At 64.7% G+C, this 19405-nt stretch carries 23 protein-coding genes; 6 read left to right on the top strand and 17 right to left on the bottom strand.

The window, feature by feature from the left end; genetic code table 11:
- Nucleotides 1–130 precede the first annotated feature (130 nt).
- Nucleotides 131–787, top strand: coding sequence for an adenylate kinase (gene adk / locus LPA35_RS05400; protein ID WP_121420288.1), 657 nt, complete (start codon nt 131–133; stop codon nt 785–787).
- 123 nt (nt 788–910) lie between these two features.
- Here the strand turns inward: adk and LPA35_RS05405 are convergent, their stop codons facing one another.
- From LPA35_RS05405 to LPA35_RS05415, 3 genes are read right to left on the bottom strand one after another with little or no spacing between them, the layout of a single operon-like run.
- Entirely contained in the window at nt 911–1381 is a 471-nt protein-coding gene (locus tag LPA35_RS05405) for a DUF6152 family protein (RefSeq protein WP_121420289.1), read from the bottom strand.
- Between the two features lie 24 nt (nt 1382–1405).
- Complete coding sequence (locus LPA35_RS05410) at nt 1406–1828, bottom strand: hypothetical protein (RefSeq protein ID WP_121420290.1); 423 nt, start codon at nt 1826–1828, stop codon at nt 1406–1408.
- A gap of 17 nt (nt 1829–1845) precedes the next feature.
- Nucleotides 1846–2796, bottom strand: a complete 951-nt coding sequence (locus tag LPA35_RS05415) for an asparaginase (protein WP_228895583.1) — start codon at nt 2794–2796, stop codon at nt 1846–1848.
- Nucleotides 2797–2885: 89 nt separating this feature from the next.
- On the opposite strand from LPA35_RS05415, the gene lexA reads away from it, so the two are divergent.
- Both lexA and LPA35_RS05425 read left to right on the top strand, forming a co-directional pair.
- Nucleotides 2886–3560, top strand: a complete 675-nt coding sequence (lexA, locus tag LPA35_RS05420) for a transcriptional repressor LexA (protein ID WP_176886099.1) — start codon at nt 2886–2888, stop codon at nt 3558–3560.
- A gap of 173 nt (nt 3561–3733) precedes the next feature.
- On the top strand, nt 3734–4222 hold the full coding sequence (locus LPA35_RS05425; protein ID WP_228895585.1) for a hypothetical protein: 489 nt from the start codon (nt 3734–3736) through the stop codon (nt 4220–4222).
- 292 nt (nt 4223–4514) lie between these two features.
- Here LPA35_RS05425 and LPA35_RS05430 read toward each other — a convergent pair whose 3' ends face one another.
- Nucleotides 4515–5180 (bottom strand): SOS response-associated peptidase, encoded by a 666-nt coding sequence (locus tag LPA35_RS05430; protein WP_228895587.1) that lies wholly within the window; start codon nt 5178–5180, stop codon nt 4515–4517.
- A gap of 200 nt (nt 5181–5380) precedes the next feature.
- On the opposite strand from LPA35_RS05430, the gene LPA35_RS05435 reads away from it, so the two are divergent.
- The 3 genes from LPA35_RS05435 (at nt 5381) to LPA35_RS05445 (ending at nt 6263) form a co-directional block, all read left to right on the top strand.
- Nucleotides 5381–5722, top strand: a complete 342-nt coding sequence (locus tag LPA35_RS05435) for a hypothetical protein (protein ID WP_228895589.1) — start codon at nt 5381–5383, stop codon at nt 5720–5722.
- A complete protein-coding gene (locus LPA35_RS05440; RefSeq protein ID WP_228895591.1) occupies nt 5695–5922 on the top strand; it encodes a hypothetical protein in 228 nt (75 codons plus the stop codon). The genes LPA35_RS05435 and LPA35_RS05440 overlap by 28 nt, the downstream gene beginning before the upstream one ends.
- 98 nt (nt 5923–6020) lie before the next feature.
- Entirely contained in the window at nt 6021–6263 is a 243-nt protein-coding gene (locus tag LPA35_RS05445) for a hypothetical protein (protein WP_228895593.1), read from the top strand.
- 31 nt (nt 6264–6294) lie between these two features.
- On the opposite strand, the gene LPA35_RS05450 is transcribed toward LPA35_RS05445, so the two are convergent.
- Genes LPA35_RS05450 through LPA35_RS05510 form a run of 13 tightly spaced genes read right to left on the bottom strand, consistent with a single transcriptional unit; the run spans nt 6295 to nt 19300 of the window.
- The gene (locus LPA35_RS05450; protein ID WP_228895595.1) at nt 6295–6444 is read right to left on the bottom strand and encodes a hypothetical protein; all 150 of its coding nucleotides are present in this window, start codon (nt 6442–6444) and stop codon (nt 6295–6297) included.
- A gap of 11 nt (nt 6445–6455) precedes the next feature.
- Nucleotides 6456–7619, bottom strand: coding sequence for a glycoside hydrolase family 104 protein (locus tag LPA35_RS05455; protein ID WP_228895598.1), 1164 nt, complete (start codon nt 7617–7619; stop codon nt 6456–6458).
- Nucleotides 7616–7978, bottom strand: coding sequence for a hypothetical protein (locus LPA35_RS05460; protein ID WP_228895600.1), 363 nt, complete (start codon nt 7976–7978; stop codon nt 7616–7618). Before LPA35_RS05460 ends, LPA35_RS05455 begins: the two co-directional genes overlap by 4 nt.
- A gap of 22 nt (nt 7979–8000) precedes the next feature.
- The gene (locus LPA35_RS05465) at nt 8001–8345 is read right to left on the bottom strand and encodes a hypothetical protein (RefSeq protein ID WP_228895602.1); all 345 of its coding nucleotides are present in this window, start codon (nt 8343–8345) and stop codon (nt 8001–8003) included.
- A 10-nt stretch (nt 8346–8355) separates the two neighbouring features.
- Nucleotides 8356–8730, bottom strand: a complete 375-nt coding sequence (locus tag LPA35_RS05470) for a hypothetical protein (protein ID WP_228895604.1) — start codon at nt 8728–8730, stop codon at nt 8356–8358.
- Nucleotides 8727–9554 carry a hypothetical protein gene (locus LPA35_RS05475; RefSeq protein WP_228895605.1) on the bottom strand — a complete coding sequence of 276 codons (828 nt, stop codon included), beginning with the start codon at nt 9552–9554 and terminating at the stop codon, nt 8727–8729. Before LPA35_RS05475 ends, LPA35_RS05470 begins: the two co-directional genes overlap by 4 nt.
- Entirely contained in the window at nt 9551–10273 is a 723-nt protein-coding gene (locus LPA35_RS05480; RefSeq protein ID WP_228895607.1) for a head decoration protein, read from the bottom strand. The genes LPA35_RS05475 and LPA35_RS05480 overlap by 4 nt, the downstream gene beginning before the upstream one ends.
- A 19-nt stretch (nt 10274–10292) precedes the next feature.
- On the bottom strand, nt 10293–10619 hold the full coding sequence (locus tag LPA35_RS05485) for a hypothetical protein (protein WP_228895608.1): 327 nt from the start codon (nt 10617–10619) through the stop codon (nt 10293–10295).
- Entirely contained in the window at nt 10612–10947 is a 336-nt protein-coding gene (locus LPA35_RS05490) for a hypothetical protein (protein ID WP_228895610.1), read from the bottom strand. The genes LPA35_RS05485 and LPA35_RS05490 overlap by 8 nt, the downstream gene beginning before the upstream one ends.
- A gap of 20 nt (nt 10948–10967) precedes the next feature.
- Entirely contained in the window at nt 10968–11597 is a 630-nt protein-coding gene (locus LPA35_RS05495) for a hypothetical protein (protein ID WP_228895612.1), read from the bottom strand.
- On the bottom strand, nt 11594–13228 hold the full coding sequence (locus tag LPA35_RS05500) for a carboxypeptidase-like regulatory domain-containing protein (RefSeq protein ID WP_228895614.1): 1635 nt from the start codon (nt 13226–13228) through the stop codon (nt 11594–11596). Before LPA35_RS05500 ends, LPA35_RS05495 begins: the two co-directional genes overlap by 4 nt.
- A 9-nt stretch (nt 13229–13237) precedes the next feature.
- A complete protein-coding gene (locus LPA35_RS05505) occupies nt 13238–16393 on the bottom strand; it encodes a discoidin domain-containing protein (RefSeq protein ID WP_228895616.1) in 3156 nt (1051 codons plus the stop codon).
- Nucleotides 16394–16426: 33 nt separating this feature from the next.
- Nucleotides 16427–19300 (bottom strand): phage tail tape measure protein, encoded by a 2874-nt coding sequence (locus tag LPA35_RS05510; protein ID WP_228895617.1) that lies wholly within the window; start codon nt 19298–19300, stop codon nt 16427–16429.
- Between the last annotated feature and the right edge of the window lie 105 nt (nt 19301–19405).

Below are 19405 nucleotides of genomic sequence, written 5' to 3' on the forward strand. Positions count from 1 at the left end.
CGCAAGGGAGTCGCATGCTATCCTCGACCGCAACGAGAGCACCGCATCCCGGGCGCACAGAACGGCTTCAGGCGCCCTTCGAACGTCCCCGCCAGCGGCGCCAACCGATTTCTAACCTTCGAGGACTTCCATGAGACTGATTTTGTTGGGCGCGCCTGGCGCCGGAAAGGGCACGCAAGCCACCTTCATCTGCCAGAAGTACGGCATCCCCCAGATCTCCACCGGTGACATGCTGCGCGCAGCCGTCAAGGCCGGCACCCCTCTGGGCCTGCAGGCCAAGGCGGTGATGGATTCGGGCGCCCTGGTCAGCGACGACATCATCATCGGTCTCGTCAAGGAGCGCATCACGCAAGCAGACTGCGCCAACGGTTTCCTGTTCGACGGCTTCCCCCGCACCATTCCCCAGGCCGATGCCATGAAGGCAGCGGGCGTCAAGCTCGACTACGTGCTCGAAATCGATGTGCCTTTTGACGCCATCATCGAACGCATGAGCGGCCGCCGCTCGCACCCTGCCAGCGGCCGCACCTACCATGTCAAGTTCAACCCGCCCAAGGTGGAAGGCAAGGACGACGTGACGGGCGAAGAGCTGATCCAGCGCGAAGACGACAAGGAAGAAACCGTCAAGAAGCGCCTGCAGGTCTACAGCGACCAGACGCGCCCCCTGGTGGACTATTACAGCAACTGGGCCCAGGCCGAACCCGAGCTGGCCCCCAAGTACCGCGCCATCAGCGGCACGGGCAGCGTGGACGAGATCACGGCACGCGCACTGCAGGCACTGGCCAGTTAAGGCACGGGGCGATCGCCCCTTGCAACCAGCGGCGCCATGGCAGCAGGGCGTCGCTTTTTTTGTGCGGCGCAGGGAACCCGCTTCCAGCCTTTCGCATGGCTATACCCGGGCCATACCAGTGGGTCAGGCTGGGCTGGAGCGTAAGCCGTAGGCTTTGCCATCCACAAACAGGTATTCCGCCCGCAGCACCGCGTCGCCCTTCTCTTCGCGCAGGGTAAAGCCCACCACCGATACCGCAGTGCCGGGTTTGATCTCCTGCACCTGCCAGGCCTGCATGCGGGTCAGGGGCGCCAGCTCCACCTCCCAGCGGCGGTCTTTGCGGGTGGGTAAAACCGTCTTGGCCAGCAAGGCCTTGCCATCCACGGGGGACGCCTGCGCAGGCACCGCACGCTGGGCCAGATCCGCAGGCAGCTTCAGCTCGGCAGGTGTCTCCAGCTCCAGCTCGGCGTGTGGATTTTGCCAGCGCACTTTGCGCACGGTGCCTTCCAGGTAGATGGGACGGTCGGGGTCAAAACTGCTCCACCCATGGTGGGCACGCGCGCCCCAGGGAATGGCCGTGGCGGCCAGGAGCACGTGGCGGCGTTGCAGGCTCATCGGTTCTCTCCTTGTCATGTCTGATCAGAGGTAAGCAATCCAGCGGCCACACACCACCACAGCCAGCCAGATCACGGTGGAACCCAGCATCTGTACCCGGGCCAGAGCATCCAGGCGAGCCAGGGAACCCCGCCCATGGAACCACGCGGCGTTGCAACCTGCAAGCATTAACAGCAGCATCTTCAAGGTGAATGCGCGGCTGGCGAGCAGTTCGGCAGGCTGTGTGGCAAACATCAAGAGGCCCGACGCCGCCGCCAGGCCAAAACCACACAACGCCAGCGACAGGCTGAGCCGCGCCAAATCCTTGACGGGCAGCGCCGCCCCACGGCCAAACACCCGCAACTCCAGCAAGACCAAATTGCCCAGCAGCAAGGCAATGCCCACGATGTGCACCACCTCCAGCGCGGGGTAGGCCCACGCATGGGATTTAAGAGTTGCAAAAAACATCGGGGCGGCCTTGTTGCTCAGTGCAGCAGTTCGAGCATCAGCGAGATCCTGGCCTTCAAGGGGGATAGCCCCTGGGAGTCCGGCAATGCGTCCCCCGGCTTGGGCAGCACCTGCCCCTCGGAGCAGCGCGTGGACCGCACCACTCGCACACCCGCCTCCTGGGCACGCAGCAATGCGGCCTCCAGAGCATGGTGGATGGTGCCATTGCCCGTGCAGGCCACCACCAGCCCCTGGACCCCATCTCGGACCAGTGAGTCCACCATGGTTCCCGATGCGCCAGCGTGGCTGATGACCACTTCCACGCGGGGCCAGGCTGCGGCATTCACTACATTTTCAATAGCATTCAATGCTGGAACACCAGGCGCCAGGGGCCAATCCTGCACGAGGCGGACAGCCCCCTCCTCCACCCAACCCAAAGGCCCGGCCTCGCCCGAGTTGAATGCATTCACCCGGTAGGGGTGCACCTTCTGAACCTGCCGTGCCCCATGAATTTCGCCAGCGGCGACCGCCAGCACACCCCGTGCGCCGGGCGTGACCGCCACAGCAACAGCATCCAGAAGATTCTGAGGCCCATCGGGCGTGAGCGCCGTGGCCGGGCGCATGGCACAGGTCAGCACCACGGGTTTCGCGCGGGTGTCCAGCACTTCATGCAGAAACCAGGCCGTCTCTTCCAGCGTGTCGGTTCCGTGGGTAATGACTACACCACGCACCTCGGGATCTTCCAGGTGGTGCGCACAGCGCAGCGCCAGCTCCTGCCACACATGGCCATCCATGTCCTTGCTGTCGATCTGGGCCACCTGCTCCGCCACCAGCACGCCCCGCGCGGCCTGCTGCAATCCGGGAACAGCTGCAAGCAGCTGCCCGACCCCTACCTGCGCAGCGGTGTAGCCGATGTTGTCGCCCGCCTGCGCGGACGTGCCCGCAATGGTCCCTCCGGTACCCAAAACCACAATTTTTTGCCCACTCACTTGCGTACTCCGAAAAACTGGTGAAAAATACAGTTACTGGATTAAAAAACAGTTATCCATCACTGTAGCCGCCTCCACCGGAAACCACCATGCTCGACAACCCGAAACTCACTGCCCGCCAGCAACAGATTCTGGATCTCATCCAGACGGCCATTGCACGCACCGGGGCGCCCCCCACCCGTGCAGAGATCGCTGCCGAACTGGGGTTCAAGTCGGCCAACGCGGCAGAAGAACATCTCCAGGCGCTGGCGCGCAAAGGCGTGATCGAGCTGGTCAGTGGCACATCCCGTGGCATCCGGTTGCGCGGTGACACCGTGCGCTCCATCAATGCAGCGCGCGGCAACCAGTTCAGCCTGCCGATTCCCGGACTCTCACAACTGGTGCTACCCCTGGTGGGACGTGTGGCGGCAGGGTCGCCCATTCTCGCGCAGGAACACGTTGACCAAACCTACAGTGTGGAAAACAGTCTGTTCCATCACAAGCCCGATTACCTGCTCAAAGTGCGCGGTATGTCGATGCGCGATGCCGGAATCATGGATGGCGATCTGCTGGCTGTGCAGTCCACCCGCGAAGCCCGCAACGGCCAGATCATCGTGGCCCGCCTGGGAGACGATGTGACGGTCAAGCGCCTGCGCCGTACTGCGACCGCCATCGAACTGCTGCCCGAGAACCCGGATTACCCGGTCATCGTGGTACAGCCCGGCGAACCCTTTGAGATTGAAGGGCTGGCCGTCGGCCTCATCCGCAACACCATGTTGATGTAGCCACAGCGCTCCATCGCATTCACTCATGAATTAGTTCGTTAGCTGCCGCGCTGCAGGTGGCGGGCGTTTGGCGCACTGGTAAAACCAGTACGCCAGCCCTGCGGTGCCGGTTTACTTTGCAATCCTGCCTATGTCCAACCCCCGACCTTCGGAGTTTTCACATGGGAATTGCCTTGACCACCTTTTCTGCGCTCTCCAGTACTCTGCGCACCCTGACCCTCTGGCTCCACACCTTCAAGGAGCCGTCTGCAGCAGACCTGCCTGCGCCCCGCCCCCATCCCGATGACGCGGACCCGGGCCGCAGGAGCGGATCAGCAGGCACTGACAAGCCCCGCCGTCCATCCAACATCCCCAGCCAACGCCCACCGCGAGGCAACTGGCCCTTTACGGTCAGCCCGCAGACACCACCCACCTGTGCCACCACACGGTTTGTGGCCACCAATACCGATGCCCGGGCGTTCATACCGTCGCCTGCCGCTACCCGCGTTGCCTGTGGATCATCCAGATTGGCAGACGGCTCAGGCGGCAGGGCTGCCAAGGTCTTGCGCAGGGTCCCCACATCGGGCGGCTCAGGCCGACTGGTGATCGCCGGCCGCATGGCCGATGTGTGCGCCGAGCTGGACCGCCTGGCTGCATCCGAGGCGGCGCTACAAGCCTGTTGAGCCCAAGGCATGCACCACCCAGCGATCCATTGACTGCTTTGTATATGGAGGATGCTGCCTGATCGCTGTGGACGGCGCTTGTCGAGGTCGCCAACACTCCGTCACCAAAAGCCCCATCCTTTCCTGTGCCAGGAGGCTGTTCGGTGCGAAACGACCGGCGTGGCCAAGGCACAATGTCGGGATGAACATTGTGATCCTCGATTCCTATTTTCCCCTATAGGAATCTTTCGATTATTCGAATAGCTACGCCAATAGCTACGCTTGAATATGGGCCTGCAGCGGTCTGCGCCCCCTACGCCACAACCGGCCCAGCGTCGAACAACTCGACAGGCGCCACCCTGAGCAGGGCCTGGGCCTCGGCCTGGGTGCCAGCCAGCCACAGGTCATAGTCCCCAGGCTCGATGGGGATGACGCTGCGCTTGTCCTGCTGGTCAGCGGCCAGCTTTGGGTCTGGCTTGTGCATCCTGTTCATCAGCGGATGCGCGTCAGCGTTGATGGTCAGCATGGTATAGCTCTCGTGCACCTCGCCCGTGGCCTTGTCCGTCCACGTGTTCCACAAGCCCGCCAGGCCCCAGGGGCGGGCATCAGCACGGCGGAAGCGCCACCACACGTTTTTGCCACTCTGCCAATTGGGCTCATCGAAGTCGGCGGCCGGGATGATGCAGCGCTGGCCACGCGCCCAGGGGTGCTTGTAGCTGGCCTTGTCTGCCAGCTCCTCGGAGCGCGCATTGTTGGTGGGGTATTTGAGCTTGGGTTCTTTGGCAAACCAGGGGATCAGGCCCCACTGCCCCACCACAAGCTCGCGGCTGTAGCCAGCATCGTCCTTCGCCCGGCGGATGAAGGCACCTTGCCCGCGTGGGAACAGCACTTCGTCCCACCAGCGCAGCGGGTTGCGGTTGCCGACATGCCATTCGCGCTCAATTTCCAATTCCTTCGGTGGTGTGTACCTGTTGCACATGTGCGCTCCTGCCTGGATAGCACGCATCGTAGGCCCAATGCAGCCCGTGCTGATGTAGGAGAAATAGGCATGCTTCGCGCCGCAAAACACTGTATGCTTTCACAGTGTTTTGCGAAGTAATCCCCCTCCGATCTGCAGGCCTGCGCCTGCACCCAGCCGAATGGCCCGAGCCAGCGCGGGGGCTGCTGCGGGTGTGTCACATGTCATATGCCGACTGCTCTGCCAAGCGCACGCTGCGCAGGGCCGAGCTGATGGGTGAGTGGGTGTCACACCCCCTCACCTTGCTGCTGCTGTTTGACCCTGAGTTTGTGGACGTGGTGGGCGACGGCTTTTTGCTGCGCGGCTATGTGATCAGCAACCAGGAGGGGCGGCAGTACGAGCATCTGCAGCTGTGGCTGGTGCGCCCCCTGAGTGGCCCCGAGGCGCCCGCCCTGCCCCGGTTCGACGCACGCAAATGGATGAAAAATCTGCCCGTGGAAGAGCGCACGGGCAAAGAACCCTCAGTGAGCGAGCAATGGCACAAGACCCACGTGAAAGCCTGATCCCCTACCCCACCCTACTGCGCTACCCGACCTGGTACGGCGGGATGCCCGATGAAATGGTGCTGCCGCTAGAGCCCACTGCCTACCTGGTTGAGCAGGTCGAGCCCGACCGATGGACTGTGACCGTGAAGCACACGGGTGAGGTACTGTATCGGGGGATTGGGCCGGTGGAGGTCATTGAATCACCGGCACCCTTCTAGCTTCACACCCGTCGTTGAAGCGCCATGCACGGGCGTGTTGGCCTACACCGGCTTGTTGGAGCACTGGCTAAACTTTTCCGATTGAACAGGAGACGCACATGCCCTACGCATTACAGGTCATCACAGATCCCGACGATACCAATAGCTACCGGTGGGTTGTGCTGGCACAGGAGCCGGATGACGTCGGCCGCTTTCGCGAGCACTCGGCCTCGGATTGCGACTTCACCGACTGGGACGCTGCGCTGGATGCCGGGACTTTGGCTCTGGCTGCGGCCGAGGGGCGGCCTTATGAAAACGAGGCCGCTGACCCAGTGGGGGATGCGGATTGCTCGGGTTTGTGACAAATCAGATCGTTGTCAGCCAGGCGCTCGCTTAGTCAATCCTCGGCGGCGGCCCGTCGTCCCTGCGTGGGATGGCTTGGCGCTGGGTGCGGTCCTGCAGCTCGCGCTGCTGCTCGCGCCACTCGCGGCGCTGGCGCTGCTCGATTAGGCGGGCGGCCTTGCGGCTGCGGGCGGGTTGCATCACGCCACCTATCAGACCCCGGGCAACTTGCCACTTCCCGCCTGCAGCTCCGTCTTGCGCTGACTGCTGAAGCTGGTCCCCAGCCAATACGCGCCAATCAGGGCGATCACCCCCAGCAGCGCCGTCACAAACTGCACCCGCAGCTCACTGCTGTAGTTGTCCGGGTGCACAAACAGCACATCCGCGATCAGGCCATACAAAGGCAACAGCAGCAGCAGAGAGATCCAGAACGCCGGGTTGTGCCAAAACCCCTGCATGCCCGGCTGCAGGTACGCCGCATTGGCCTCACGCGCAGCCACGATGCCCCCGCCCACTTCTTCCAGTTTGAACCACTGGGACTCAATCGCGCCGCGTACGGCAGCAGCAGCAGCGGGGTCGGTCTTGATCGTCTCCAGCAACTCCTGCTCATTGCGCGCGCCAATGGCCTCCTTGGCGGCGGCCACCACGATCTCGGCGGCCTTTATGTTGCGCTCAGAAGTTTCAGAGCCCGAAGAAAACAAACGGCCCAGCTTGGGCACCAGGTCAATCAGGGATGGCAGTACTGCAGCGATAAAGGGGGCCATAGGTTGCTCCTTGGGTTTGGGGGTGATGGTGTCGGCGGCCAGCGCCACCGGGTTGATGAAATCAGCCGGCGTGGCCGCCGCCTCGGGCAATGCCGTGGCATACGTGCCGCCGTGGGCCTCGTACTCCTGGCGGGCCCGGGCCATGGTCACCACAGGCTGGCCATAGGGGCTACCCGGCAGGCTGGCCCACTCGCGGTTGCACTTGCGCACCGCATCCTCAAAGCGCCCGGCAATCACATCATCCAGCGCCTTGCGGCCTTTGATCAGCGCCACAGCCCCAAGATCCTGGTTCATGGGCGAGAAGTCGGCAAAGCCGTACTGCTTGACCAACCCATCCCACGTGCGCGATAGGAATTGGTACGCGCCAGCGGCGGTGCTTGTGATGGGGTTACCCCCCAGCTTGCGCGTGATGGCCTGGCGCGGGTGGTCGGCAAAGTCATCAGCTGTGCCCGGCTGACCATCCAGCCCCACCAGGTGGCCGCCGCCAAACATCACGCGGTAGCCGTCATCACCTGCAGTACCCTCGCCATGCCGCAGCATGCGCAAGAAGGCCTGCACATTGGTGTCTTGCAGCGCTGCAATCAGCGCGATCGGGTCTTGTGAATTGGTCATGGTTGCCCACTCAAAAAAACAGCTTTGAAAAGCGTGGCCAGCGCCGACCAGCCACCGATGGCGTAAACGATGCCGCCCAGCACCAGGAACTTGCCCAGCCCGGTGGCCAGCCCCCACAGCCCACCCACCACAAACCGGCCGGTGTGCGCGGTGGCCTGCTTTTGCAGCACCGAGAGGCCTGCGGACCAGAAGGCTTTGGCGGTGTCTTCGGTCATGGCCGACTTGATGCCTTCGGCCACGGCGACTTTCATCTTTTCTTCGAGGTAGTCGATGGTGGCGTCGGTCAGGCGCACTTCGGCAGGGCGTGAGCGGCGGCGCTCGGGGCCTGAGAAATGCGGCGGCGTTGGGGTGTCTGGCATATCGTCCCTCCTGATTGATTTTTTAGATGTGGTCCCCGCTAGGGTCGTAAGGGTCCAGCAGCGGCTCCGCCCAGGCCGCCACCGCCTTGCGCCAGCCGGTGCCGGCGGCGTTGTGGCGCTTGAGGCGGCTGGTGACCGTGCCCTCGCGCGGCAGCTCCATCAGCAGCACGGTGAGCACCAGGGTGTTTGCCAGAAAGTCCAGCAGCAACCCAGCGAACAAGACCGGGTAGCCAAAGCACTTGGCAGTGGTGGTGAGCAGCCCCGCGTCCTTGGCACGCTTGAGGCTCATGACAGCCAGGAAGAACACCCACAGGGCGTACAGCAGCAGCAAGGCATAGACAGGCGCGAGGATGATGGCTTGAGACATGGCAGGCCCTTTAGGTGATGAGGTATTGGCGAAGCACGGCGATTTGCTCTTCACATTCCTTGAGCAGCCGATAGCCCTTGTTTTTGGCGCGCACATATTCAAGCGGCACGTTCTGAGCCTTGGCCTGCGACTCCACCATCAAGATCAGGCCCTCGCGCACGATGCGCTGGGGCGATCCGCTGGCCTGCTCAAGCTCAGCAATCAATGCCAGGGCAATTTCTGATGTGGGCGGGTCGGCTGGCAACGGGATGTTTCCAACCATGCGCCACGCGTAATACGCCGCTGTTTCGGGGTGTGGATCAACCCCATCCAGCGTGTTTGTTGGCACCTTCGTTTCACCATCCTTGATGACATAGCCTTCATGGGTGAGCTGGTAGGTAGTCATGCGTACTGCCCCCCAGTGGCCGTTGATCCGGCTGAGTTACCTGGCAGAAAGGTCGCACCTGCACCGAAGGTGTTTAAGACCGAGTTGAGCGTCACGCTGTAGCGCGCACCTGTTGCGGATCCGGAAAACGTCACGGACTGAATCGCGGCGAGAGCCAGGGAGTCCAAGCTAGCGAACGTTGTGAAAGCCGGGGTGCCTGTCAAGGTGATCGTGATCCCACCGGCGACGAACGAACTGCCGTTCGCTATTTGCAGATGTGTCGGCGCGCCGCCGCTGATCGTGCAATTTGCGGAGTAGCGGGCAAATCCGCCTGCACCAACAACAACATGACCGCTCGCGCAGGCTCCGAAATCAATGTTTCGCAGCTCGACGTTGGATGTTTTACCGCTCGGGAAAACCGCATACCCGCTGGTGGTGGTCTGCAGCTTCATGCCCGTGATGCGCCACAGGCCGCACTCCACACCTGCAAAGCAGTTGTTGCTCGTGACGCTCATCACCACATTCGAGGGGGTCGCGGTGTCACCGAGCAGTATGGCGACGCCGCCGCCGGTGACGTACTTTTTCAGGGTGAGCGCTGCCGTCCGCGTTCCGGGACCAATCTGCACCGTGCAGTCGTACAAGCTGAGGTCCAGGGAGCAGAGTGTGTCGATGCCTTTCTGCACCGTCAGGAAGGCCCCGCCAGCGGAGTCCACCAGCCCGGTGTTGCTGTCGCTACCATCCGTGCGCACATAGTAGGTGCGGGCAGCCGTGAGCTTTTCGCGAAAGACCAATTGCTCTTGTGAAACAACATCCTTCGCATTGCTGCGAACGCCAACGTGCTTCATGCGATCACCGTGGCCCGGTATTGGCCGGACGTGGGCGCCGTACCGAATGTCAGCTGCACCGTGTTGACGCCGTTGGCAACCCAGTCCACCAGCACGCCCGCGTTGCCGGTCGATTCGCGCACACTGACCGATACATCCTGCGTATTGAGGTTGTGCGTCAGCGTGATCGTGGTGGCAGAGCCGTCGCCGATGGTGGCACTGTACTTACGGGCTACCACGGTAGCGTCCACCGCGATAACGCCGCCGCCTATGATGATGCCGTTGCCCTGCGTATAGCTAGTGCCAGCCCCGACCTGAGTCCACACCAGGGAGGTGCTGCCCAGCGTAATGGGCCCGTCGGTGGTCATCAGCCACTGGCTGTTGCCGTTGGTGGCGCCTTCGGACACGAACACTGTGGCGCCCACCAGCTCGCTCGCTGCGTCGAAGTCAGTGGCGCGTGACCAAGAACCCGATGCGGCCACGTAGATGCCATTGGCGCTGCCGGTGCTTTGGTCTTTGACCAGCACACGGTCGCCAGCGATGACGCTCACGCCGTCGATAGTCTGCGCACCCGAAAGGGTGATGTTGGCTGTGGTGGCCGCGCGAACGGGGTCCTTCCATTTCCAACCCTGCACAGCCGCGTCGAGCTGGGCCTTGGTGACGGCATCCTGCGGGTTGGTGCCGTCTTGCAGATTCTGGACCTTGAAGCCATTGGCGTCGAGGGTGTTGGTGATTTTCATGGCGTGGTGCCCTCCGTTGTCAGTTGCAGTAAGCGAAGCCGATGAGTGCAGAGCCGTGGGTGATCTGCACCATGTCGTCGTCCAGGTAGCGCACGTCCGCATGCACCACGTTTCCCAGGTGGTCGGTGACTGATACCGAGGGGCGACGGCCCAGGTTGTGGGCCACGGTCCAGACCGCCGTCGCGATGGCCTGGGTGTGCGTGTAGGTCATGCCGCCCGGTGGGCCGGGCGGGCCCACGTAGGCCGTTGCGATCGCCAGCGGGCGCTCCACCCGCTTTGCAAACTCCAGCTGCAGCGCGGGCAGCAGCGGGGCAAACCTGAGCTTGATGGGCGTGGGGTTAGTCATCGTGCGTCACATCCCCAACGATCCAGAGCGTTTCGGTGCCGCTGCTGAAGGTGAAGCCGTCTGACGTGCGCTTGAATTGCACGTCGATCTTTGCCTCGCCCAACGGCCAGGCTTTGGTGTCGATCTTTGTCAGGCGCAGGTTGCGGGTGGTGACGTCATCGAGCCAGGCGCATTCCAGATCGGCCACCAGCACACCATCGGGCGTGCGGATCTGTGAGGCGACCTCCCAGCCAACGAAGTACCCGTCGGGAAAAAATGCGGGCATTTCGCCCACGCGGTCGAAGCTGTCGCCGCGCTTGTGGGTGTCGGGGGTGCAGGTGTTGCTCATGGGCTTGCCCTTGTCTGTGCTTATGTGGCGATGCGGTGTGTGCGCAGCACCAGCTGCGCTACCTGGGTGGCGCCGGAATACGCGGTGGCCGTGAGGGTTTCGATGGTGTCGTCCCCGGTTTCGGTGTCCAAAGCCGCTACAGCCAGGGTGCTGCCCGCCACAATGGCGCGGTGGCCGGATGCCGCCACCAGCGGGTCGGTGGTGGCTGAATCCCATTCGGCCTGCCAGGTGCCACCGGGCGCCAGGGCCATGAAGTGGCGGCCCGGGTAGGCGGTGTAGTAAGTCGTGTTGATCTGCAGCTCGGTGCAGACAAAGCCATCACCAGGGATGGGGCGCGCACGGCCCGTACCATCTAAGGCCACAGGGGCGCCCACCCACACCGAAGACTCCAGCCCGCCGTAGTCGATGCCCGTTTCTGGGTCGTAATAGATGCCGTGGATTTCGGTGGTGCCGTCGGGCAACACATCCACCGCAATCAGCTCGGGCGTGGCGGCGCACAGCCAGGGCACCAGCCAGCCGGTGCACACCACCTCGGCCGCAGCCGCTGCGGCTGGCGCGGCTGTGGGGCGCAGGCGCACCTGCAGGCCCACGGTTTGGCCGGGCACCTGCTGCACAGAGCGGGCTGGGAAAAAGCGGCGGCGCTCGGTCATACCACCACCTCGACCTCATACGGCTGGTAGCCCGAGGCCTCCACCAGAAGCACATGCCGTCCGCGTTGTACAGGGAACGACACGCGCCCCGCCCCATCGGCAATGCGGCTGGCGCCGCCGTTGAGGGTGATGCGAGCACCAGCCAGGGCGCGGCCCTGCTCATCGGTGGCGGTAAAGATGATTTCGTTTTTACCCACCTCCACCGTGATGCCGGGCTGCACCACGGGGTCGAACGCGGTGGACAGGCGCATGGTCTCGATGGCGGGGGCGGCACCCACGGGCGCCTCGATGGCGCAGGCCAGGGTGGCGGCGGCCAGGTCCAGATCCGCGGTTACCAGCCGGTGGCGGCCCTGCAGGGGCGACAAGGGATGCACCACATCCACCCAGGCACCGGTGGGCGCGTCGGCATACGACTGCTGCCACGTCACGCGCCAGCGGGGGCGGGCCAGCCAGGCCAGCATGCGCTGGCCCAGGGCTTCGGCATGGCGGGGGCTGCGCAGCCAGGGGGCGGGCCATTCCAGCTCCAGCTCGCCATAGTCCTTGACCACCTCGGGCGCACGCAGCTGGATGGCGCGGCGGTAGCGCTGGGCGGCGTGGTCGTAGTCATACAAGACGCGCAGCACGGTGTATACGCCCTGGGCGCTGGTGGCGGCCTGCAGGCCCTGGGCCGTCATCTTGTCCACCACCAGCGCGGGCGCGGCGGCATCGGGCAGCGGAGGCCAGGTGGTGGCAATGCCGGGCATGGCCGCAGCCCAGGCGCTGCCCGCGCTTTGCATGATGCCGTCCACCGCTGCGCGGATGGTAATGCTGTTGTCGCCGAGCAGGCCGCCCAGCACGATGTGCGCGGTCTCGGTGCGGTAGTCGTCCAGATCGGCCCACTGCACCGGGGCGCGGGCCAGATGGGCCAGCACGTCGTGCAGCACCTCGGCCGGGGTTTGCAGCAGCGCGCCCGTGGTGGGGTGCATGCGCCCGCGCACGGTGGCGGCCAGGCGCTCGCCCTCTGCCAGGGGCTGGGCCAGCTCCAGCATGGCCACGGCGCGGCCGGTGCTGTCTACCGTGTTGTACCAGCCCCAGTCCTGCACGGGCACGTCATCACGGGCCACGGCGTCCACGCCCGCAATGGGGTGGTCTGCCAGCAGGTAAAGGCGCTGGTCGTCGCTGTACTGGATGGGGGCCAGGGTGCAGGCGCCATACACCCAGGGCAGCACGCGCACATCACGCCAGCCGCCCCACACGGCACTGGTGCGCAGGGGCAGGTTGTCAGACAGGGGGCGGTCTAGCCCAGCCTCCAGCGTCAGGCGCAGTTGCTCGCCCAGCTGCAGGCCGGTAACGATGCCTGCGAACAGGGTTTTGCCGGTGGCCACATCCACCACCGTGGCGCGGCGGCGCACGGGTGGGCGGGCGCCCCACAGGGCTGTCAGGCTGCCATCCTCGTTGCCCAGGTCGGCGTCCAGATTGCTGCCGGGCGCGGTGGCAATACCGGGGATGGACAAGGGCCGCTGCAGCGTGCTGATGGCATTGAGCCTGGGCACCAGCAGCCCGGTGGCGGGCTGGGCGGTGCCGGGCGCGGCCAGCAGGTAGGCGCTGGATGCGTCTGTGGCGGCGATGGTGATGTGGAGCGTCATCGTCATGCGCGGCAATCAGGTGTACAGCGGGTCGAGAGTGAGGCGCGCCTGCAGCTTGCGGTGGCCCGTGTCGTTGGGCTGGTATTCCATGGCGTCTGTCACCTCAATGGCGTCGTCTGCCGGGCGCACCAGGGCGGCGTCTTGCGGGTGCAGGTGGTGGGGCACAAAAATCAGCGGCTCGTCGTGCTGCTGCGCCCAGTCCACCAGGCCCAGCAGTGCAGATGCCTCGGTCTGGGTGATGTAGCCGCCCAGCTGGCCGTTGATGTCCCATTCGACCCCCCAGCCCACACCGGCGCCGGAATACAGCGCGGCGGCGTTCACGCCCTGCCCGCGCTGCACAGCCCAGCGGCGCGTGGGCTGGCAGGTGGTGGCGCTGTAGGTGGTGGCCAGCGGCTCGCCCACCCACAGCCAGCCGATGCTGCCGCCCGTGGCGCTGGCCACGTTCACGCGCACGGCGCGGGCGGTGGTGCCGGGCGCAAAGGTGTGCAGGGCAATGAGGCCGCTTACATCCAACGCCTGGGCGGTGCCCCAGGTGGTGCCGTCATCGCTGAGCTGCACGGTGGCGGTGGCACCAGGGGGCAGGCTGTAGCGGGCCAGGGCCAGCATGCCGATGGCCGTGGCTGCGCCAAAATCTACCGTGGTGCTGGCGGCGGCACCGGCCCAGCCCCAGGCGCTGGCGGTGGCGTTTTTGACATGGCTGGCGGCATTGGGCTGGTACACGGCAAAGCTGTACGCATCGGCCGCCACAAAGCTGGGGGCGGCGCCGGGCTCAAACGTGGCCGTGAGGCCATCGGCCAGGGCGGCGATGCCGGTGGCGGGGATGTCGCTGGCCACGCTCCACGCGCCGGCATCCTTGCGCCAGCGGTACTGGCCTGCCTCTACGGCAAAGGTGAACTTGTCGCCCAGCGCGTAGGGGATGCCGCCCAGCGCCAGCTGCAGCGTTATGCCTTCTTGGATGTACGCGGGCACGGCGCTGCCGTCGGTGGGCACCATGTAATCGGGCAAGGCCCCGGCCACACTGGCGGCCACGCGCCAGGTTTGCTCGTCGGTGCCGTCCACCCCACCGGTGAGCCATGCGGCGCCAGCGCCCACGGTTTGCAGCAAGGCGGTGTCGCCCACGCTGTAGGGGCGTGCGGTGTCTACCTGTTCAAGCCGGATGGTGAGGCTGTCGCCCAGCACCAGCCGTTCAGGGCAGGCCACCACCAGGCCAAAGCCGAATTCCTTGGTGCTGTAGGCCACCCCGGTTTCGGTGTTGCGCCGGGCGCTGATATACGCCTGGTTGGTAAATGCGGGCAGGTAATAACCATCGGCGTCTACCCACCAATAGTCATCACCATGGTCCACCCAGCAGCCGCCCGCGTCTCCGCTACTGGGGTCAGATTTTGGGACTATGCCCGCCAGGGTGCGCACGTAGTCCAGCCGGGCCTGGTACTTGCGCACCAGGTCGGTGATGGCCACGCTGAGCTGCTGGGGCATGAACACATCAGGTGCGCCCACGTAACCAGGCATGGCAACAGCCACCTGCTCGCCAGCGGGCAGGGTCTCAGGCAGGTTGCCGCCGGCATAGTTGGCAAACGTGGTGCTTTCCAGGTCGGCCAGGTCGGTGTCCATGCCCGTGAGGGCATCGTCCCATTCATCCAGCGCCGCAGTGACTGCGGGCGGCTCTGCATACAACTCGGTCAGGCAGGTGCTGAACACCGAGGTGAGCAGGTCGGCAAAGTCAAGGTCTTTGGCCGACGTGTAGTACTTGGCCCATTTGGACGCGTGGAAGTCCTTGCGCCACGCGTACAGGGTTTGCAGCCGCGTCAGGTGCGCGGGGTCAAGAGCCATGGCATCTCCTTCTTCAAGGCCCAAACATTCCAGCGACACCCGGGGCGTGGGCATGTCGCTGCATTTGCAATCTGCGGGGGGGCGGCGCGAATACACGAACGTGACGGTGAGCGGCCGCGCATTGGCCCCAAACCGGAACGGGCGCACGCACACGCTGGGCGCGCCCACGCCCGCTGCCCGGGTGACGGGCGCGTATTTGAAGGACCAGGTGCCGTTGCCCTGCCCCGACGGCGGGATGACCGGCACCGTGAACAGCGCGGCCAGGCTGGTGTAAGGCGTGCCCGTGGTGGCCTGGGCCAGCGTGCCGGACACATCGCCCACCACACTCCAGCGTTCTTGTCCCGCCACGTCGGCATTCACACACCGCACGGTGATGGCCTGGGTGGGCGCATCGGCGGGCACGGCCACACCTTCGAGCTTGACCACGCCCGACAGCGCCAGCAGCCAGGCAGAGGTGCGTAGCGGCACATCAATGGCCGCCTGGCCGCCGATGGTGCGGTCTGCCACCACCACGCCCGCCACCTCTACCAGCGCCGAATCAGCCAGCGCCACCAGCAGGTCATGAAAACTGACCACGGGCGGCTGGGGGATTGGGGCCTCGGTGTCGCCATAGGTCTCGGTGGTGGTGCCGTCGGTGACGGTGATCACGTAGCCACCCGTGACGGTGAACACCTGCGTGCCGGTGGCCACGCTGCGCTGCAGCTCGGGCGACACGCCAAAGCGCCATGCGCCATCCTTGAACACGCGGTAAGGCCGGTACACCTGGGGGTCAAACCCAAACTGGATGCGCGAGCCCGCTGCATCCAGCTCGCCCGCTGCCGACAGAGGCAGGCCGCCAAAGTCCCACTGCGGGCCCTGCTGCGTGGCCGTGCCTGCAGCCCAGTCGCTCAGCAGCGCCCAGGCGGTGGCCGTGCGCACCAGTTGCGGCTGCACCGTGATGCGCAGGTCGTTACCCAAGGCGCCTGGGGTTTTGGCGCGAATGCGCACCTCGCGCACATCCAGCGCGGCGCTGGCGGTGGGCACGCCCAGGTCTGCCAGGGTGAGGGTGAAGGTCTGCTCATCGGCGCCAATGTCCACATCCTGCACAGCCAGCTGGCCATTGCCCACGCCGACGAACTGCGGCACCGATGCGCGGGGGATGCCGCCTGCCGCAACAATCTCCACGTCCACCTGGGCGGCCTCGTGCCCGGTGTAGGCACCGCTCAGCAGCACCCGCCCCCCCCCCGCCCGCACGGCGCTGGTGCGCTCTATGGCGGTGCTGGCGCGCACGCTGGACGCCACCAGCGCGGCGGTGCGTGCAAGGTTGTGGCGGCCAGAGAGGTAGCGTTGTACGGAGGGCATGGGTGTGTGCGGGGTTGGGGCGTGCGTGGTGGGTCAGCGGGACAGGGCCGCGCGGCGTCTGAGCTCAGGCTCCAACTCGCGCGCCAACTTCACGGGGTCGGTAATGCCGTAAACATTGAGGACAACGTTGAATGGCGGGGCGGGCTGCTGGGGGCCGCTGAGGCCGGGGGATATGCCGCCACCGCCGCCGGAGCCGCCTCCAGAAGAAGACCCACCGCCAGACGATGAGCCACCGCGCCCACCACCAGTACCCGGCCTTTGCGGGGCAGCCCCGCCGCCCTGGTCATCGCCCTCTGTCGCAGCGCCAATGCCATTGAGCAGCAGGGCCTCCAGCTCTTGCAGGCGGCGGCGCTGCTCTGCAATCTGCTTGGCACTTTCGGCAGATTCGATGCGGCTCAGGCCGCCGATCTGGGCCATGTCCGACAGGATCTTGGCAAGCTGGCGCGCTTCTTCGGCCAGGGGGTTGCCCACGTTTTGCTGGCCGTAGCGGCGGGCAATGTCGGCGTCGATAGTTTCTTGTGACTCGCCCTGCAAGGCGCGCTCGCCCTTGGTGTTGAGGGCGTAGCCCTCCTTGTCCATGTTCCACTTTTTGCGGTAGGCCTCGGCGGCTTTCTCGGCGGCTGCGGCCTCACGTTCAAGCAGCCTGATCTGGCGCTCGGTGAGGTCGGCCGTCATCGTGTAGCGCATGAGCATTTCAGCCATGACGTCTTTTTGCGCCTCGATGGCTTCGCGGTTCATGTGCCAGCCACGGGCCATGCGCTCCAGGCCTTCGGCACCTTTGTTCACCAGCTCCAGCGTGGCGCGGCCAGCCTCATCCACAACGATCCTGTACCCACGCGCTGCAGCTTCTGCCGTCACCCAACCCGGGGCAATGCCTTTATTGGCAGCAATCGCATCTTCGGCAGCTTTTTTGAAGGCCCGCGAGAGATCCTCTGCGGTTGCCAGGCCGGAACTTCTGATCGTTTCGAAATCTGCCTGCGAAGCTTCCGCCAGCTGCCTGAGCTTCGCCGCACTCACAACACCGAGACGTGTGAATGCAGCGTCCACCTCCTTAGCCACATCCGCCATCTTTTTGGCGTAGTCTTCTGCAGAGACAGAGCCCTGGCGCAGAGTCTTTGTGAGCTCATCAAAGACCTTGATCGCCTCGTTGACGTTGCCCGAAGCCCTCAGTTCGGCATACCGCTTTTCAAGGGCTTCCACCTTTTCCGCATGGTCAGCGGCAGCGATAGAGGCCAAGGCTTCGGCGTTTGCCTTTTTTTGTATTGCAATGCCATAGTCCGCAGCAGCCTGGGCACCCTTGCCCAGATCCTCGGCGATCTTGGCAATCACGGCGCTTGTGCGGGTGCCCTGCTTTTCGGTCTCGGCCATGGCTTTGGTGACGCCGTCCCACCCAGCCCTGGCAAGCTCCGCACCCTTTGCAGAATCCTCCAACGCCTGTTTCGCCTTTTCGCCCAGCGCCTGACTGGCAGCAGCAGTTGCCTCTGCAGAGATACGAATCTCATCGGCTGCGCGCTTGTACCGCTCGGACAATTCACCGAAGGTGATCTTCGAAAGAGCCTCGATCAGCGCAGCAGCCCCAAGCTGAATGCGGGCAAACTGCCCGACCATGATTTCCGTGGTCTTGTAGATGATGGCCATCGCGCCATCAATGCCGGCTGTCATCACCCCCCACGCCAGCTTGACCACATTGCCAGCGTTGGTGGCGTATTCACCCACCTTGGTCAGAGAGGCGTTGGTATCGTCCGCGAACTTCTGCATGCGGGCGATGACCACCGTGAAGTCAACCGTGCTCAGGAACTCACGCACAAACTGAATGCCCTGGCGCATGGCGGTAGCGATGGACTCACCAAAGCGCTGCACCGTGCCGTCTTCAACCGCACGACGGAAGGCAGCGGCGAGCTCATCCACGCCCTGCTTGAGCACCGGCAACACCGGGGTGCCAAGCACATCCGTCACCGCCTTCCAGGCGTTACCCAGAGAAGACAGCGATCCGTTGAGGTTGTCGCGCAGCGCTTTGGCGGTGGCGGCTGCACTGCCCTCTGCATTCTTGAGCTTGTCAATCAGCTCTTGAAGGGCCGGGAATCCAGCGTTGAGAAGACCACGCAGCGCAGGCCCAGCCTCAGTACCAACAGCCAGAATTGCCTGGGCACCCCTTGGACCCGCCTCGGCAAGCTGCTGCAGGGCATCCTCGAATTTGTTGGTCGTAATGCCCGCCAAAGCCAGCTCATTGCGAAACTTGCTGGCCGGGTCGAGGAACTGGCTCAGGATGGCATTGAGCGCAGTACCTGCGCGACTGGCATCAATGCCGCCGTCGGCAAACTTGCCGATCAGGCCCACCGTGGTTTCAAGGCTGAGGTTCAGCGCCTTGGCAGACGGCGCGGCGTAGCTGAGCGCCTGAGCCAGGCCGGTGACGCTGGTGTTGGAAGCATTGGCGCCCATGGCCAGCACGTCGGCGTATTTGCCAGCGTCGGCAAACTCACCGCCCATGGCGGCCATGATCTTGGTGAGGTACTCAGACGACTCGGCCAGCCCGACCTCACCCGCCCGGGCCAGCGCAATAACGCCTGGCAGCGCTGCCATGGCCTCATTCACATCGGCGCCAGCCTTTGCCAGGTTGGTCAGCGCGTCAGCGGTTTCCACATTGGAGAAACCGGACGATGCCGCAGCATCCTTGGCCAGCTTGGTGAGCTGCGCCATTTCATCTTTGGTGGCGCCTGTGGCTGCCTGCACGCGGCTCATGGCCGCTTCAAAGTCAGCCGCCCCCTGAACAACACCGGCAAACGCCTGGATACCGAAGTAGCCCAGGATGGCCGTGCCCACCGCCGCCACCTTCGCCTGCAACGACGAGAACACCGCCGAGGCGTTGTCCTTGGCGTTGATCACGATCTGAATGGGCTTGAAGGCCATGGCGGGTGGATGTGGTGGTGGGACCGTTTGGGCAATGCAGCGGCTTCATGTGCCGCCGCTGGGGCAGCGGCACAGGGAGGCGTTGCACGGCGCGCTGGGCGCCGT

The organism is Acidovorax sp. Leaf73, from assembly GCF_916855635.1.
Taxonomy (GTDB): Bacteria; Pseudomonadota; Gammaproteobacteria; order Burkholderiales; family Burkholderiaceae_C; genus Acidovorax; species Acidovorax facilis.

Bases quoted from the DNA above. Each gene is read 5' to 3' on its own strand.
- LPA35_RS05490 (WP_228895610.1), bottom strand. From the start codon at position 10,947: ATGAGCAACACCTGCACCCCCGACACCCACAAGCGCGGCGACAGCTTC.
- LPA35_RS05445 (WP_228895593.1), top strand. From the start codon at position 6,021: ATGCCCTACGCATTACAGGTCATCACAGATCCCGACGATACCAATAGC.
- LPA35_RS05480 (WP_228895607.1), bottom strand. From the start codon at position 10,273: ATGAAAATCACCAACACCCTCGACGCCAATGGCTTCAAGGTCCAGAAT.
- LPA35_RS05460 (WP_228895600.1), bottom strand. From the start codon at position 7,978: ATGCCAGACACCCCAACGCCGCCGCATTTCTCAGGCCCCGAGCGCCGC.
- LPA35_RS05475 (WP_228895605.1), bottom strand. From the start codon at position 9,554: ATGAAGCACGTTGGCGTTCGCAGCAATGCGAAGGATGTTGTTTCACAA.
- LPA35_RS05440 (WP_228895591.1), top strand. From the start codon at position 5,695: ATGGCACAAGACCCACGTGAAAGCCTGATCCCCTACCCCACCCTACTG.
- LPA35_RS05450 (WP_228895595.1), bottom strand. From the start codon at position 6,444: ATGCAACCCGCCCGCAGCCGCAAGGCCGCCCGCCTAATCGAGCAGCGC.
- LPA35_RS05505 (WP_228895616.1), bottom strand. From the start codon at position 16,393: ATGCCCTCCGTACAACGCTACCTCTCTGGCCGCCACAACCTTGCACGC.
- LPA35_RS05510 (WP_228895617.1), bottom strand. From the start codon at position 19,300: ATGGCCTTCAAGCCCATTCAGATCGTGATCAACGCCAAGGACAACGCC.
- LPA35_RS05495 (WP_228895612.1), bottom strand. From the start codon at position 11,597: ATGACCGAGCGCCGCCGCTTTTTCCCAGCCCGCTCTGTGCAGCAGGTG.
- LPA35_RS05435 (WP_228895589.1), top strand. From the start codon at position 5,381: ATGTCATATGCCGACTGCTCTGCCAAGCGCACGCTGCGCAGGGCCGAG.
- LPA35_RS05470 (WP_228895604.1), bottom strand. From the start codon at position 8,730: ATGACTACCTACCAGCTCACCCATGAAGGCTATGTCATCAAGGATGGT.
- adk (WP_121420288.1), top strand. From the start codon at position 131: ATGAGACTGATTTTGTTGGGCGCGCCTGGCGCCGGAAAGGGCACGCAA.
- LPA35_RS05405 (WP_121420289.1), bottom strand. From the start codon at position 1,381: ATGAGCCTGCAACGCCGCCACGTGCTCCTGGCCGCCACGGCCATTCCC.
- LPA35_RS05410 (WP_121420290.1), bottom strand. From the start codon at position 1,828: ATGTTTTTTGCAACTCTTAAATCCCATGCGTGGGCCTACCCCGCGCTG.
- LPA35_RS05465 (WP_228895602.1), bottom strand. From the start codon at position 8,345: ATGTCTCAAGCCATCATCCTCGCGCCTGTCTATGCCTTGCTGCTGCTG.
- LPA35_RS05455 (WP_228895598.1), bottom strand. From the start codon at position 7,619: ATGACCAATTCACAAGACCCGATCGCGCTGATTGCAGCGCTGCAAGAC.
- LPA35_RS05430 (WP_228895587.1), bottom strand. From the start codon at position 5,180: ATGTGCAACAGGTACACACCACCGAAGGAATTGGAAATTGAGCGCGAA.
- LPA35_RS05500 (WP_228895614.1), bottom strand. From the start codon at position 13,228: ATGACGATGACGCTCCACATCACCATCGCCGCCACAGACGCATCCAGC.
- lexA (WP_176886099.1), top strand. From the start codon at position 2,886: ATGCTCGACAACCCGAAACTCACTGCCCGCCAGCAACAGATTCTGGAT.
- LPA35_RS05485 (WP_228895608.1), bottom strand. From the start codon at position 10,619: ATGACTAACCCCACGCCCATCAAGCTCAGGTTTGCCCCGCTGCTGCCC.